Source organism: Streptomyces sp. NPDC058864, from assembly GCF_042742985.1.
Taxonomy (GTDB): Bacteria; Actinomycetota; Actinomycetes; order Streptomycetales; family Streptomycetaceae; genus Actinacidiphila.
The window spans coordinates 70,894-85,563 of sequence record NZ_JBHYMQ010000019.1 but is presented as its reverse complement, the minus strand read 5'-3'; the positions used below and the strand labels follow the sequence as shown (position 1 = coordinate 85,563).

14 protein-coding genes are annotated in these 14,670 nt (G+C 73.8%); 3 read left to right on the top strand and 11 right to left on the bottom strand.

Translation table 11 applies throughout. The annotated features are described in order from the left end of the window. Positions 1–58: 58 nt before the first annotated feature. The 4 genes from ACFW3D_RS17455 to miaA form a co-directional block, all read right to left on the bottom strand. Positions 59–2,185: a RelA/SpoT family protein gene (locus ACFW3D_RS17455; protein ID WP_500505003.1), complete on the bottom strand. Its 2,127-nt coding sequence runs from the start codon at positions 2,183–2,185 to the stop codon at positions 59–61. A gap of 152 nt (positions 2,186–2,337) precedes the next feature. Continuing rightward, positions 2,338–3,216: a diaminopimelate epimerase gene (gene dapF / locus ACFW3D_RS17450; RefSeq protein ID WP_500505002.1), complete on the bottom strand. Its 879-nt coding sequence runs from the start codon at positions 3,214–3,216 to the stop codon at positions 2,338–2,340. A 16-nt stretch (positions 3,217–3,232) separates the two neighbouring features. Continuing rightward, a complete protein-coding gene (locus tag ACFW3D_RS17445) occupies positions 3,233–3,709 on the bottom strand; it encodes a hypothetical protein (protein ID WP_500505052.1) in 477 nt (158 codons plus the stop codon). 99 nt (positions 3,710–3,808) lie between these two features. Next, positions 3,809–4,750: a tRNA (adenosine(37)-N6)-dimethylallyltransferase MiaA gene (gene miaA, locus ACFW3D_RS17440; protein WP_500505001.1), complete on the bottom strand. Its 942-nt coding sequence runs from the start codon at positions 4,748–4,750 to the stop codon at positions 3,809–3,811. 108 nt (positions 4,751–4,858) lie between these two features. Here miaA and ACFW3D_RS17435 point away from each other — a divergent pair, with 108 nt between their 5' ends. Then, complete coding sequence (locus ACFW3D_RS17435; RefSeq protein ID WP_500505000.1) at positions 4,859–5,098, top strand: antitoxin; 240 nt, start codon at positions 4,859–4,861, stop codon at positions 5,096–5,098. Between the two features lie 34 nt (positions 5,099–5,132). Here the strand turns inward: ACFW3D_RS17435 and ACFW3D_RS17430 are convergent, their stop codons facing one another. From ACFW3D_RS17430 to ACFW3D_RS17410, 5 genes are read right to left on the bottom strand one after another with little or no spacing between them, the layout of a single operon-like run. Then, complete coding sequence (locus ACFW3D_RS17430) at positions 5,133–5,828, bottom strand: class III extradiol dioxygenase subunit B-like domain-containing protein (RefSeq protein ID WP_500504998.1); 696 nt, start codon at positions 5,826–5,828, stop codon at positions 5,133–5,135. Positions 5,829–5,853: 25 nt separating this feature from the next. Beyond that, positions 5,854–6,183: a hypothetical protein gene (locus ACFW3D_RS17425; protein WP_500504997.1), complete on the bottom strand. Its 330-nt coding sequence runs from the start codon at positions 6,181–6,183 to the stop codon at positions 5,854–5,856. A gap of 44 nt (positions 6,184–6,227) precedes the next feature. Further along, positions 6,228–7,718, bottom strand: coding sequence for a tRNA (N6-isopentenyl adenosine(37)-C2)-methylthiotransferase MiaB (gene miaB, locus ACFW3D_RS17420; RefSeq protein WP_500505051.1), 1,491 nt, complete (start codon positions 7,716–7,718; stop codon positions 6,228–6,230). Positions 7,719–7,728: 10 nt separating this feature from the next. Beyond that, positions 7,729–8,331 (bottom strand): MBL fold metallo-hydrolase, encoded by a 603-nt coding sequence (locus ACFW3D_RS17415; protein ID WP_500504996.1) that lies wholly within the window; start codon positions 8,329–8,331, stop codon positions 7,729–7,731. Beyond that, entirely contained in the window at positions 8,256–8,555 is a 300-nt protein-coding gene (locus ACFW3D_RS17410; protein WP_500504995.1) for a hypothetical protein, read from the bottom strand. The genes ACFW3D_RS17415 and ACFW3D_RS17410 overlap by 76 nt, the downstream gene beginning before the upstream one ends. A gap of 170 nt (positions 8,556–8,725) precedes the next feature. Here ACFW3D_RS17410 and ACFW3D_RS17405 point away from each other — a divergent pair, with 170 nt between their 5' ends. Together ACFW3D_RS17405 and ACFW3D_RS17400 are read left to right on the top strand one after the other, a co-directional pair. Beyond that, positions 8,726–9,709 (top strand): TAXI family TRAP transporter solute-binding subunit, encoded by a 984-nt coding sequence (locus ACFW3D_RS17405; RefSeq protein WP_500504994.1) that lies wholly within the window; start codon positions 8,726–8,728, stop codon positions 9,707–9,709. A 158-nt stretch (positions 9,710–9,867) separates the two neighbouring features. After that, the gene (locus ACFW3D_RS17400) at positions 9,868–11,706 is read left to right on the top strand and encodes a bifunctional serine/threonine-protein kinase/glutamate ABC transporter substrate-binding protein (protein ID WP_500504993.1); all 1,839 of its coding nucleotides are present in this window, start codon (positions 9,868–9,870) and stop codon (positions 11,704–11,706) included. Between the two features lie 37 nt (positions 11,707–11,743). On the opposite strand, the gene ACFW3D_RS17395 is transcribed toward ACFW3D_RS17400, so the two are convergent. Together ACFW3D_RS17395 and ACFW3D_RS17390 are read right to left on the bottom strand one after the other, a co-directional pair. Next, positions 11,744–13,480 carry an HAD-IA family hydrolase gene (locus tag ACFW3D_RS17395; protein ID WP_500505050.1) on the bottom strand — a complete coding sequence of 579 codons (1,737 nt, stop codon included), beginning with the start codon at positions 13,478–13,480 and terminating at the stop codon, positions 11,744–11,746. Positions 13,481–13,572: 92 nt separating this feature from the next. Then, positions 13,573–14,667, bottom strand: coding sequence for an ABC transporter ATP-binding protein (locus ACFW3D_RS17390; protein WP_500504992.1), 1,095 nt, complete (start codon positions 14,665–14,667; stop codon positions 13,573–13,575). Positions 14,668–14,670 lie beyond the last annotated feature (3 nt).

Sequence of the window (14,670 nt, the reverse complement as noted above, 5' to 3'; positions counted from 1 at the left end):
GCGCACCGTACCCGCCCGGCGGCGGCGCGTCAGCACCCCACCCGATCGGGTACTCCTTCTACGGCTGCGCGGCGGCCACCGCCTCCTGGGCGCGGTACACGTCGTACACGCCGGGGACGGCGCGCATGGCGCGCATGAGCGCGGGCAGCGCGCCCGGGTCGGGCAGTTCGACGGTGTAGGTGTGGCGTACGCGGTGCTCCTGCGGCGGCTCCACCGCGGCGTAGACGATGGCGACGCCTTCGGTGGCGATCACCTCGGTGAGGTCGGCGAGCAGCCGGGGCCGGCCCAGCGCCTCGGCGTAGAGGGTGGCCCGGTGACCGGTGACGGGTGCGTCGGAGCGCCAGTGGACGGCCACCCTGGCACGGCCGGAGGCGGCCATGCGCGCGGCGACGGGACACTCGCTGCGGTGCACGGCGACGGTGCCGCCGCGGATGGGGAAGCCGGTGATGCCGTCGGGCGGCACGGGGGTGCAGCAGCGGGCCATGCGCACGGCGGCGCCGGGCGGGTCGGTGTCCGCGAGCGGTTCGGCGGCCCTGCGGGCGGCCGTGCCGGCGGCGCGGACGGCGGGGGTGGCCGGTTCCTCCTCGGCGGTGGCCGCCGGATGCGCCTCCAGCCAGCGCGCGATGGCGATCCGGGCGGCCGGGGTGCGGGCGTGCTCCAGCCACTCGGGCGAGGGCCCGTAGCCGTCCCCGTCGGTGGCCTCGGTCATCAGGAGCTGGACGGTGTCGCCGTCCCGCAGGACCGTGCCGAGCGGCGCGAGCCGTCCGTTGACGCGCACCCCGACGCAGGAGTGGGCGCCCTCGCCGTGCAGCGCGTACGCGGCGTCGGTGCAGGTGGCGCCGTCGGGCAGGCCCACGGTGCCGCCGTCGGCGGAGAAGACGGTGATCTCGCGGTCCTGGGCGAGCTCGTCGCGCAGCGTGCTCCAGAAGAAGTCCGGGTCGGGGGCCTCGCGCTGCCACTCCAGCAGCCGGGCGAGCCAGCCGGGGCGGGTGGGGTCGACGCGTTCGCCCTCGTCGCAGTCGGCGGTCTCGGCGGTGACGTACGGATTGCCGAGCGCGATGACCCCGGCCTCGGCCGTGTGGTGCATCTGCCGGGTGCGGATGAGGACTTCGGCGACGCGGCCCTCGCCGTCGCGGATGGCGGTGTGCAGCGACTGGTAGAGGTTGAACTTGGGCGCCGCGATGAAGTCCTTGAACTCCGCGATGACGGGGGTGAAGCAGGTGTGCAGTTCGCCGAGGACGGCGTAGCAGTCGGCGTCCTCGGCGACCTGGATCAGCACCCGCCCGAAGTCGCTGCCGCCGGGCAGCGCACCGCCGCGCTTGAGCCGGACCCGGTGCACGGAGACCACGTGCCGGGGCCGCACCTCGACCTCGGAGCTGATGCCGGCCTCGCGGAGCACCTTGCGCACGTCCTCGGCGACGGCGCCCAGCGGATCGGGCAGGGCGGCGTGCTCCAGGATCAGTTCGGTGGTGCGGAGGTAGTCCTCGGGGTGGAGGATGGCGAAGACCAGGTCCTCCAGTTCGGTCTTCAGCGCCTGGACGCCGAGGCGTTCGGCGAGCGGGATCAGCACGTCCCGGGTGACCTTGGCGATGCGGGCCTGTTTCTCGGGGCGCATGACACCGAGGGTGCGCATGTTGTGCAGCCGGTCGGCGAGCTTGATGGACATGACGCGGACGTCGTTGCCGGTGGCGACGAGCATCTTGCGGAAGGTCTCCGGCTCCGCGGCGGCGCCGTAGTCCACCTTCTCCAGCTTGGTGACGCCGTCGACGAGGAAACGGACCTCCTCGCCGAACTCCTCCCGTACCTGATCGAGCGTCACCTCGGTGTCCTCGACGGTGTCGTGGAGCAGCGAGGCGGTCAACGTCGTGGTCTCCGCGCCGAGTTCGGCGAGGATCAGGGTCACCGCGAGCGGGTGCGTGATGTACGGCTCGCCGCTCTTGCGCATCTGCCCGCGGTGCGAGGACTCGGCGAGCACGTACGCCTTGCGCAGGATGGCGAGGTCCGCGCCGGGATGCCGGGTGCGGTGCACCTTGGCGATGTGCTCGATGGACTCCGGCAGGCGGCCGGCGCGGCCGCCCGGGCCCAGCAGGGCCGCACGTCCCAGCCGGCGCAGGTCCGCGGCCCGGGGGATGCGCCTGCGTCCTGCGGCGCCCGGGGCGGTCTCCACTGCGTTGTCCGGTCTCATGCGGCACCTCCGGCAGCGTCACCCACCGGCGGGATGGCTTCCGTGCCGGTGCTTGATGCTACCGAGCCCATCACGTGCCGCTGCCACGCTCTCGCCCAGCGTGATCGGCATCACCCGTTCGAGCGAATACCGGGCCCTCGGAGCGGGTATCCTCAGCCGCCGTCGCCGAGCCAGGCCGGATCGATGACGCCCTCGGCCACGATCACCGCGGGTCCCGTCATCTCGACGGTGCCGTCCGGGCGTTCGGTGATCACCAGGGTGCCGCCCGGCAGGTCGACCCGGTAGGTCTCGGGGCTGCCGGTCACCGCCGGGTCGCGGCCGTCGCGCCGGGCCGCGGCCACCATGACGGCGCAGGCGCCGGTGCCGCAGGAGCGGGTCTCGCCGGAGCCGCGCTCGTGGACCCGCATGGCGACGTGCCGGTCACCGCGGTCGACGACGAACTCCACGTTCACGCCGTCCGGGTAGGCCGCGGCGGGCGCCCATCGCGGGGCGTCCAGCAGCTTGCCGGCGTGGGCGAGGTCGTCGACGAATGCGACGGCGTGCGGGTTGCCCATGTTCACGTTGCGAGCGGGCCAGCTGCGCTCGCCGACCGCCACCTCGACGTCGCCGACGGGGAGCGCGGCACGGCCCATGTCGACGGTGATGTCGCCGTCCTTGTCGATGTGCACACGGCGCACGCCGGCGCGGGTCGCCACGGCGACGTCCCCGGCGCCGGTGAGCCCGGCGCGCAGGAGGTAGTGCGCGAAGACCCGTACGCCGTTGCCGCACATCTCCGCGATGCTGCCGTCGCCGTTGCGGTAGTCCATGAACCACTCGGCCTCCGCGGCCATGGCGGCGGCCTCCGGGTGCTTCGCCGAGCGCACGACCCGCAGCACCCCGTCGCCGCCGATCCCGGCGCGGCGGTCGCACAGGCGCGCGACGCTCTCCGCGGTCAGGTCGAGCGCCCCGTCGGGGTCGGGGATGATCACGAAGTCGTTCTCCGTGCCGTGCCCCTTGAGGAAGGGCAGGCCCTGCGGTGCTGCGCTGGTCATGGCCCGAGTCTACGGGTCAGCGCAGACGGGCGACCCGCCAGAAGGCGAGCAGCGTCAGCACCACCGTGATCGCCGTGTACAGCGCCACGAAACGCCAGTCCGGGCGGCGGCCGGAACCGCGGGCCGGCAGCCCCGGCCAGGTGTAGCCCACCCGGCGGGCGGCCATGATCCCCCATCCCGCGGAGCAGCAGCCCAGCAGGAGGCCGAGCATCGCGACGACGGCGCCGCCGTCGCCGGTCTCGAAGGCCAGCGGGAAGGCGAACATCAGCGAGCCCAGCACGCCGAGGGCGACGATCGGGGCGATCTGCCACGCGCGCAGGCGCCGCTCGGGACGCAGCTCCCGGAAGGACTGCTGCTCCTCCGCGAGGGTCTGCTCGTCCAGCGGGTCCTCCAGGGGACCGTCGACCACGAGCTGGTCGCGGGACTCGAGCTCCTCGCCGGAGGCGCGCTCGGTACGTTCCGGCTGCGGTCCGTTGCGAGGGCCGGCTTCCATCGCCACGCGCCCTCCCAAGAAGTCCGACACCGTAGCTCCGATGCTCGATGATGGCACGCGCGAAGAGGCGTCAAGTGCCCCTGGGGCGTCCCGATGCCATCACGTGATCAGGCTGTGACCGCCCGACCGGGCGGGGCCCAGGAGGGCGAGCGCCTGGCCGACCAGCTCCTGTCCGCGGCCCGCGAGCCAGTGCACCCGGCGGTCCCGGCGGAACCACGAGTCCTGGCGGCGCGCGAAGCGTTTGGTGGCGCGCACGGTCTCCGCGCGCGCCTCCGCGTCGGTGCACTCCCCGGCCAGCGCGGCCAGCACCTGCTGGTAGCCGAGCGCCCGGGAGGCCGTGCGCCCCTCACGCAGGCCGGCCGTCTCGAGGGCGGCCACCTCGCCGACGAGTCCGGCCTCCCACATGCGGTCGACCCGCAGCGTGATCCGTTCGTCGAGTTCCGGTCGGGGGACGTCGACGCCGATCTGGACCGTGTCGTACACGGAGTCGTGACCGGGCAGGTTCGCGGTGAAGGGCCGGCCGGTGATCTCCACGACTTCCAGCGCGCGCACGATCCGCCGGCCGTTGCTGGGCAGGATCGCGCGGGCCGCCTCCGGGTCCACGGCGGCCAGACGGGCGTGCAGCGGGCCGGAGCCGAGGGTTTCGAGCTCCGCCTCCAGCCGGGCGCGCACCACCGGGTCTGTGCCGGGGAACTCCAGGGCGTCGATGGCGGCGCGCACGTAGAGCCCCGAGCCGCCGACGAGCACCGGGGTGCGCCCGGCGGCCAGCAGCCGGTCGATCTCGGCGCGGGCGAGGCGCTGGTACTCGGCGACGCTGGCGGCCTGGGTGACGTCCCATATGTCGAGCAGATGGTGCGGAACGCCCTGCCGCTCGTCCTCGGTGAGCTTGGCGGTGCCGATGTCCATGCCGCGGTAGAGCTGCATGGAATCCGCGTTGATCACCTCGCCGTCGAGGGCCTGGGCAAGGGCGACTCCGAGGTCGGACTTGCCGGCCGCGGTGGGGCCGACGACGGCGATCACGTGGGGGACGTCGTTTCTCACGTGCACAGTTTCGCAAATCCCGGCGGCGCGGTTTTACCTGTGGACGAGTAAGATCTTTACGGGAAAAGGGTCATTTCCGGCAAAGGCATCCATGGGAGACGGTGACGCATGAGCCTCAAGGACACGCTGAAGGCCAAGGCCGAGCACGCCAGGGCCAGGGCCGGCGCCAAGGCCGGCGACTTCATGGAGCAGCACGGCGAGGCGATCGGTTCGCGGCTGGACAAGGTCGCGCGCACGGTCGACGAGAAGACCAAGCACAAGTACAGCGGGAAGATCCACAAGGGTGTGGACAAGACGAAGGACGCCATGGAGCACCTGAAGGAGAGCGGCTCCAAGGACGCGCCCTGAGGAGGACGGTCCGGGGCCCCCGGCCCCGGCCTCGCTACGACCAGGTCGCCACGAAGTAGCCGACGCCGTACGGCGCCTCGTCGTAAAGCAGACCGGCGTCGAGCCCGGTGCCCTCGGCGGCGCCGGCCAGCACCTGCCAGGGGGCGCGTCCCGCCGCCCCCAGTTCGGTCGCCAGCGTTGCGTCCAGGGCCGCCAGCGCCTGGGTGTCGGCGGTACCCAGGGCGCGTGCCACGGAGGCATCGAAGGGCTCGGCGCGCTCGTCGAGGTAGCCGGGCGCCTTGAGCGTCCGGCAGGTGCTGCCGTCGCCCATGACCAGCAACGCCACCCGGTCGGCCAGCTCCGCCAGGCCCCGTCCCAGCTCCAGCATCCGGGCCGCGGGCGCGTGCACGGGCACGCCGCAGGCGTGCAGGGGTGCGGTGGAGCCGGCCCGCGTCAGGAGCCAGGCCGCGAGGGTCAGCGACGGGGCCAGGGGCTCGGGGTCACTCCCGTCGCCGAGCCGCACCGTCAGGTCGACGCCGTACGGGCGCAGCGAGCCCGTCCCACCGCCCTCCCAGACATGGGCGGAGTCCGCGGGGCCCACCACGACCAGCAGGTCGGGACGCGCGGCGGCCAGCACGGCCAGCGCGTCCGCGCAGGCGGCGCGCAGCGGGTCCAGTTCCGGCGCCGCGCCCGACGCGGCGTCGGGCACGAGCAGCGGCGGACAGGGGCAGACGGCAGCGGCGACCAGCATGATCGGAACCCTACCGTCCGTCGTGTCAGAAGCCCTCGGGCACGCGGTCCCAGGGCTCGGCCACGGCGGCGGCCTTCGGGTTCTTGCTGTCCCGGATCAGTTCGGCCACCGTGAAGCGGCAGATGTAGGTCGTCGTCACACCCTCGTTGACCTGCACGAACCCCTCCCCCGAGCGGTACAGCCAGCTGCGCCGCACGCTGAAGGGCTTGCTGGGCCGATAGGCGAGCGCCGCCTCCTCCAGCTTGCGCAGCGCCTCCTCGCGCGTGCCGTCGGCGTGACCGAGGAGCTCGAACTCCCAGCGCCTGGCGTCGCCGCTGCCCACGGTCTCCTCGGCGAAGAGCCCCCAACGAGCCATCCGTCTCCCCCTCGTCCCCGCGTCCCCGCGGTGTCCCCGGTCCGTCAGTCGCGGCCGCATCCCGGTGCGGCCGCCGCCGGTGCCGGCGCGGGCGCGCCGATCGTCGGCAGGCCCAGCATGACACCCGCGGGCTTGGCCGCCGCGGCCGCGGTGCGCCGCTCCCAGGCGTCGCCCGCGGAGGTGCGGCGGACGCCGAACGCCGGGTGCTCGGCGAGCAGGTGGTGCGGGGCGGCGTAGCTGATCTCCGCCATCACCACGTCACCGGGGCGGACCGGCTCGGCGGGCGGCGCGAAGTGCACCAGGCGGTTGTCGGGGGCCCGGCCGGACAGGCGCCGCGTGGCGTCGTCCTTGCGGCCCTCGCCCTCGGCGACGAGCACCTCCAGGGTGCGGCCGACCTGCTTCTTGTTCTCGGCCCAGGAGATCTCCTCCTGCAGCGCGACCAGCCGCTCGTAGCGCTCCTGGACGACCGCCTTCGGCACCTGCCCCTCCATCTCGGCGGCGGGCGTGCCCGGGCGCTTGGAGTACTGGAAGGTGTAGGCCTGCGCGAAGCGGGCCTCGCGCACGACGTGCAGCGTCTGCTCGAAGTCCTCCTCGGTCTCGCCGGGGAAGCCCACGATGATGTCGGTGGAGATGGCGGCGTCCGGCATGGCCGCGCGCACCTTCTCGATGATGCCGAGGTAACGGTCCTGCCGGTACGAGCGGCGCATGGCGCGCAGCACGGTGTCGGAACCGGACTGCAGCGGCATGTGCAGCTGGTGCATCACGTTCGGGGTCTCGGCCATGGCCGCGATCACGTCGTCGGTGAAGTCGCGCGGGTGGGGCGAGGTGAAGCGGACCCGCTCGAGGCCCTCGACCTTGCCGCAGGCGCGCAGCAGCTCGCTGAAGGCCTCCCGGTCTCCGATGTCGGAGCCGTAGGCGTTGACGTTCTGGCCGAGCAGGGTGACCTCGATGACGCCCTCGGCGACCAGTGCCTCGACCTCGGCGAGGATGTCGCCGGGGCGGCGGTCCTTCTCCTTGCCGCGCAGCGCCGGGACGATGCAGAAGGTGCAGGTGTTGTTGCAGCCGACCGAGATCGACACCCAGGCCGCGTAGGCCGACTCGCGCCGGGTCGGCAGCGTGGACGGGAAGGTCTCCAGCGACTCGGCGATCTCGACCTGCGCCTCTTCGGCGATCCGGGCGCGCTCCAGCAGCACCGGCAGGCTGCCGATGTTGTGGGTGCCGAAGACGACGTCGACCCAGGGGGCCTTCCTGACGATCGTGTCGCGGTCCTTCTGCGCGAGGCAGCCGCCCACGGCGATCTGCATGCCGGGCCGGGCGGCCTTCTGCGGCGCCAGGCGGCCCAGGTTGCCGTACAGGCGGTTGTCGGCGTTCTCCCGGACCGCGCAGGTGTTGAAGACGACAACATCTGCGGACACCGTGCCGTCATCGCCCTTGGGCGCGCGAACGTAGCCGGCCGCCTCCAGGAGGCCTGCCAGCCGCTCGGAGTCGTGGACGTTCATCTGGCACCCGTAGGTGCGGATCTCGTAGCTCTTCACACCCTGCTCTTCACGCTGCACCCATCCAGGGTAAGGGCGGGGCGCGCGCGCCCGTGCCCCCGCCCACCCCCGCGCGGGCGGCATCTTGCGGCGCCGGGCGGCGCCTGGTGACGCCTGGTGACGTCCGCCGCGTCAGGTGACCGGATGGCTCGGGGAGGAGGCGGTGGCCGTCCTCCCACGCGACGACGGTGCCCGTGTCCGTACCGGCGTGACCGCCGAGCGGTGCGCGGCGGGTGTGTGCGGCGGGTGTGCGGCCCCAGCCGGGTCGGAGTCGGCGGTGCTGGTGATCGCGGGGTCGGCGATCCGCGCGGGGTGGTGGAAGCTGTCTCCCGGTGACCGGTGCCGACCGGCCCGTGCCGCGCTGCTCCACCACGGCCTGCCCCGGGGGATGCCGGGCACCGGCAGGAGAGGGATTCCGGGGGCCACCTCCACGGGCGCCGGTGACGTCGGCAAGGTCGTCGAGGTCCGTGTCCGCCCAGTGTTCCCATTCGTCGCGGGTGTTCCGGCCGACGTGGTCGGTGTGCAGGTGGGTGAGGATCACCAGGTCCACGGAGTGCGGCGGGAAACCGGCCTCCGCAAGGCGCCGCGGGTAGTCGGTGCGAGGCGGTGCCACACGGGGCCGGAGCGGGTCCGGCCGTTGCCGGTCCCGGTGTCCACCAGGACGTTCAGGCTGCCGGCCGTCAGCGCGAAGGTGCGGGTCGCCAGGCCCAGCGTGCCGTCGGCGGCGGCGAAGTCCGGCCGCAGCCCCGGCGCCCCGGCCACGACCTGCGCGGTGGCGGCGGGCGGCAGACGCCGTCCGGTCCCCATGGGCAGCGCGGTCTCGTCGACACGGTGCACGACGAGGCCGTCCACCGTCCACGTCGCCGGACGTCCCGTGCGGACCCCCCTTCGGCGTGGTGCCCCCCGGGAAGGGTGTTCCCCGTGGGACGGGACCTTCCCGCCCGGTGGGCGGAGCCCGCGGACGGCGCGCTGGCCGGGGCGGCGCCGGGCCTGGCACTATCGCGGGGATGGAGCTCCCTCGTATCGGCAGGCGCCGGGCCGTGCAGGCCGTGCTGGCGGTGGCGGCGGCGGTCGCGCTGCTGCTGTGGTGGGTGCTGCCCTCCGACGGGCCGTCGTACCCGAAGGACAGGGTCGACTTCGCCACCGGTGTGCGCAACGGGGTGTACGACACGTACGGCAAGCGGCTCCAGCCCTATCTGCACACGGACCTGCCCGGGGTGCCGGTGCGCCTGGTGCGGTCCGAGGGGTCCGTGGACAACGTCCGGCGGGTGGCGACCGGCAAGGCCGATTTCGCCATCGCCGCGGCCGACGCCGTCGCCGACTACGACGGGCCGGGCGCCGACCGGCTGCGCGCCTGCGCCCGGCTGTACGACGACTACATGCAGCTCGTGGTGCCCGCCGACTCCCCCGTGCGGTCGGCGAAGGACCTGCGCGGGCTGCGGGTGGGGATCGGCCAGCCCAGCTCCGGGGTGAACCTGATAACGCAGCGGCTGCTCGAGGCCGCGGGCCTCGGGGAGCCCGGCGACGTGCGGCGCCGCACGGTGGGCATCGACCGGGCACCGGAGATGCTGCGCCAGGGGGAGCTGGACGCGTTCTTCTGGTCGGGCGGGCTGCCGACCAAGACCATCGCGAACCTGGCGGAGACCACCGACGTCAAGCTGGTCCAGCTCGGCGACCTGGTGGCGCGGCTGCACGCCGAGAGCGACGAGTCGGAGTACTACCGGCAGGCGGTCATGCCCGCGGACGCCTACCCGATGGTCCAGGGCGGCCGGGCGGTGCAGACGATCGCGGTCGCCAACCTGCTGATCACCACCGACCGGACGGACACCGGGCTGGTGGACCGCCTCACCCGCACCGTGATCGACAGCCGGGACCGGATCGGGCAGGAGGTGCACGCCGCCCAGCTGATGGACCTGCGCACGGCGGTCTTCACCGACCCGTTGCGGCTGCACGCGGGCGCCGAGCGCTACTACCGGTCGGTGAAGCCCTAGCCGCGTTGGCCCGTGGCGTCGTTGACGCGGCGGATGGGTGGACGGCCGGTACGGACCATTCCGCCCGAAGTGTGATCGTCCCCCGCCCCTGGGACGATGTTCATCCCCGTCAGAGCCCCCTAACCTGTAGCGGACCACGTACCGATGGGGGCACACGCATGAGTTCTGGGGGTATGCCGCACACCCTCGTCGACGGCCGCTACGAGCTGCGCCGGCAACTGGGGCGCGGCGGCATGGGCGTGGTGTGGGAGGCGTACGACAACCGGCTCGGCCGTCAGGTCGCCGTCAAGGAGCTGCTGTTCCGGGGCGCGCTGGACCCGGAGACGCAGGCCCAGTGGGTGGAGCGGGCACGCCGGGAGGCGCAGGCCATCGCCCGGATCGGGCACGAGCACGTGGTCGCCGTGCACGACGTGATCGAGGCCGACGGCCAGGTCTGGATCGTCATGGAGCAGGTCAACCCGCACTCGCTGGCCGACCAGTTGCGCGAGCGGGGCCGGATCCCGGCGCTGCAGGCGGCGCAGATCGGCCTGGAGGTACTGCGCGGGCTGCGCGCGGTGCACGCGGCCGGGGTGCTGCACCGCGACGTGAAGCCGCACAACATCCTGTTCCGCCGGGACGGGCGGGCGGTGCTCATGGACTTCGGGATCGCGACCTTCGAGGGCGCCGCCCAGGTGACGCGGATGCACGAGACCGTCGGCACCCCGCAGTACCTGGCGCCGGAGCTGGCCAGCCGGCTGACGCCGACCCCGGCCGCCGACCTGTGGTCGCTGGGCGTCACGCTGTACGAGATGGTCGAGGGCCGGGCCCCCTTCCGCGGCCCGACACCGTACGAGGTGCTGGAGGCCGTCCGTACGGCCGAGCCGCCTCCGACGGCCCACGCGGGGCCGCTGCGCCCGCTGATCGACGGGTTGCTGGTCAAGGAGCCCGGGGCGCGGCTGTCGGCGGAACGCGCCGAGCAGTTGCTGCAGCACGTGGCCCAGGAGACCCCGCAGTTCCCGGTGGCCGTCCACCCGGACTACGACCCGGACGCGACGCAGACGGACGGGTCCGCCGTCACCTCGGAGCACGTTCCCGACCCCGCGGCCCCTCCGCGGGATCCGCAGACCCCGCGACCGCGCCCCTCCCGGCGGCGCTGGTACTCGCTGGCGGCGGGCGGGGTCGCCCTCGTGGTCCTGGCCGCGGGCGGCTGGTTCGCCGTCGACCGGATGCGGGACGACGGGCCCCCGCTGTCCAGCTCGCCGACGTACAAGGCGGCGCGTGAGCGCGGTTACCTCATCGTCGGCGTCAAGAAGGACCAGCCGGGCCTCAGTGAGGCGTCCAGCACCGCCGAGGACGGGTACGAGGGCTTCGACATCGACCTCGCGCGGGCCATCGCCAGGCATCTGGGCTTCACGAAGGTGCAGTTCACGGTCGTCGACACCCAGTCCCGTGAGTACCGTCTGAGCGCCGGGAACGTCGACTTCATAGTGGCCAGTTACTCGATCACGCCCGCCCGGAAGGAGAAGGTCGACTTCGCCGGGCCCTACTACCAGGCCGGCCAGGACTTCCTGGTGCGCACCGACGCCCCCGTCCACAGTGTGCAGGACCTGTTCGGCCGCGATGTCTGCACCGTCACCGACTCGACGCCCGCCGATCGGCTCCGCAAGGAGTACCCGCAGATAAGGACCGCGCAGCAGGCCTCGTACGGGCTCTGCGTCGGCGAACTGCTGGCGGGCAAGGTCGACGCCGTCTCGACCGACGACATCATCCTGGCGGGCTACCGGGCCCAGCACACCAAGGAACTGCGGCTGCTGGGCGCGCCCTTCGGGAACGAGGAGTACGGGGTGGGGCTGCAGCAGAACGAGCCCGCGCTGAAGCGGGCCATATGCGACACCATAAAGGAGCAGATCACCTCGGGCGCCTGGCGCGCGTCGTACGTCAAGCACCTCAAGCCGCTGACGTCGCAGGGGCTGGCCGACCAGCGGCCGCGGCTGGACGAGATGTCCGAGTGCGAATAGGCCCCGCGCGGCCCGTGACGGCCGCGCGGGGCGGCCGTCACATCAGGGCGAACGTGGTGACCACGGCCGCGTGGTCGGAGGGCCACTCGTTGCCGGCGACATGCGGTTCGGTGCGGGGCTGCCCGGTGACCAGGGTGGTGGAGTCCAGCACCCGCAGGCCCTGCCCGGCGTACAGGACGTAGTCGATCCGGTCCTGCGGCTCGGGCGCGGGGTTGACCGGTGACCAGGTGGTGCCGGGCGCGCGTACCGGATCCGGATGGGCCTCGCGGTAGGAGTCGCGCAGTCCGGCGGCCTCGGCGGCTAGGGTCACCGGCCAGGGCACGGGTCCGTGCCCGCCGTGCAGGGGCGCCGCCTCGGCGGTCCAGTCCAGGTGGGAGGGGACGTTGAAGTCGCCGACCAGGACGACCGGGGTGCTGTCGCGGGCGGCGAGGTCGCCGGCCATGTCGTGCAGGATGTCCCGGATCTGGTCCAGGCGTCCCGAGGCGGCCTCGTGCTCGACGAGCACCTCGACCGGCTGCCGGTCGTGGAGGGCGTCGTAGGGGCCGTACGGGGTGTAGTTCAGGTGCGCGCTCCACAGCGTGACGTCGCGGCCCCCGTCGAGCCGGACGGTGGCGCCGAGGCCGCCGTAGAACGGGCTCGCGGGCAGGCCGTGCCGGGAGACGATCGGGTAGCGACTGATGACGCCGAGGTTGTCGCCCGCCTGGTGGTGCTCCCAGCCCAGTGCCTCGGCGAGTTCCTTCGCGGAGTGCGTCCGCGTCTCCTGCAGGCCGACGACGTCCACGTCGGCGTCCAGCAGCACGCGCAGCTGCTTGTCGCGGTGGTCGTCGACGCGGGTGCCGCCGAGCCAAAGGTTCCAGCTCATGACGCGCAGGTGCCGCACCAGGGGCTCGCCCGCCGCGACGACCGGCACACGCACGGTGACGGTGGCTGAGCGCCCGTCGGCGTCCGTGGCGGTGACGGCGACCTCCGCGTCACCGGGCGCGTCGGGGGTGCCGGTGACGGTGCCGTCGGCGGAGACCCGCGCCCAGCCGGGGCCCGCGGCCCCGGCGTACGTGACGGGGGCGCCGCGCAGCAGCCCGGCGACGGTGACGCGGAAGGGCTCGCCGACACGGGCGCGGCGGCTGGTGAAGGCGGGCACGAGGAAGGACGGCGGCTGCGCGACCAGGGCCCGCAGCAGAAGGAGGTCGGCCCGTTCCAGGCTGCCGAGCACCGCGCGGCCGGCGCCGGGGGCGATGGGCGCCAGGGACGGCACGGCGAGCACCCGGCAGCCGGCGGCCTCGGCGGAGGCGACACCGGTCGGGGTGTCCTCGACGGCGACGCATGCGGCGGGATCCACGCCGAGGGCGTGGGCGGCGGCGAGGTAGGGGTCGGGGGCGGGCTTGGTGCGGGGGGTGTCGTCGGCGGTGAGGGAGACCGCGAAGCGCTCGCGGCCGAGCACCGCCAGCACGACGTCGACGACCTCTCGCGGGGAGGCCGAGACCAGGGCGATGGGGATCTCGTGCCGGCCCAGTTCGTCCAGCAGCTCCAGCGCGCCGGGGCGGGGCACCGTACGGGCGCGGACCCGCTCGGCGAACTCACGGTGCAGGAGGGCGGCCAGTTCGTCGGCGGCGGTCGCCGTCCCGGTCGTGGTCGCCAGGTGGGCGGCGGTGTGCTCGACGGCGCGGCCGAGGACCTCGGTCACGTCCGCGTCGCCGAGCACGTGCCCCAGCCCGGCGGCCACCTCGGCGACCGCCTCCCACCACAGCTCCTCGGTGTCGACGAGCGTGCCGTCCATGTCGAACAGGACGGCCTGGAGCGGGTGGTGCGGTGGGTGGGTCACGGGGCTCTCTTTCGTCAGGGTGTGGGGGGATGGAGGTGCGGTCGGGGTCAGGCGGCGCGCGCGGTGACCAGGACGGGCCGGTCGGGCAGGGACACGGTGACGGTGGCGCCCGGGGGGAGGGCGGCGGCGTCGGAGCTGGCCAGGTCGGCCTTGACGGGGGTTCCGTCCGCCAGTTGCACGGTCACCCGGGTGACGGCACCGAGGAAGGCGGTGGCCACGACGCGCGCGTCGCCGGTGGGGTCGGCGCTCACGTTCACCGCTTCGGGGCGGACGAGGACGTCCACCTCGGTGCCGGCGGGCACGTCGCCCTGGGTGGGGAGCCGCCGGCCGAGGACCTCGACGTGACCGCCGTCGGCGAGCCGGCCCGGCAGGCGGCTGTTGGTGCCGACGAACTCCGCGACGAAGGCGGTGGCGGGGCGGTCGTACAGCTCGGCGGGGGCGGCGCACTGCTCCATCCGCCCGGCGTTCATGACGGCGACGCGGTCCGCCATGGACAGCGCCTCCTCCTGATCGTGCGTCACGAACAAGGTGGTGATGCCGAGTTCGAGCTGGAGGCGGCGGATCTCCTCGCGCAGGGTGGTGCGCACCTTGGCGTCCAGTGCGCTCAGCGGCTCGTCCAGGAGCAGTACGCGCGGGCGCAGCGCCAGGGCGCGGGCGAGGGCCACGCGCTGCTGCTGGCCGCCGGAGAGCTGATGGGGGTAACGGTCCCCGTGGTCCGGCAGGCCGACGAGCTCCAGCAGTTCGGCGGCGCGGGTGCGCCGCTCGGCGGCGCCGACCTTGCGCATGCGCAGCCCGAAGGCGACGTTGTCGGCGGCGCTCAGGTGCGGGAAGAGGCTGTACGACTGGAAGACCATGCCCGCGTCACGGCGGTGCGCGGGGATCCTGGTGACGTCCTCGCCGTCGACCAGGACCTGGCCGGAGTCGGGGTGCTCGAAGCCGGCGAGCATGCGCAGCGCGGTGGTCTTGCCGCACCCGGACGGGCCGAGCAGCGCGATGAGTTCGCCGGGCCGGACGGTGAGGTCCAGCCCGTCGAGGGCGGTGGTGGTTCCGAAGGATCGGCGCAGGGCCCGGAACTCGACGGTGGCGCCGCTGCTCGCGGCGGTCACTGCGTCGGCGACCGGGGCGGGGGAGGTGTCGGTCATCTG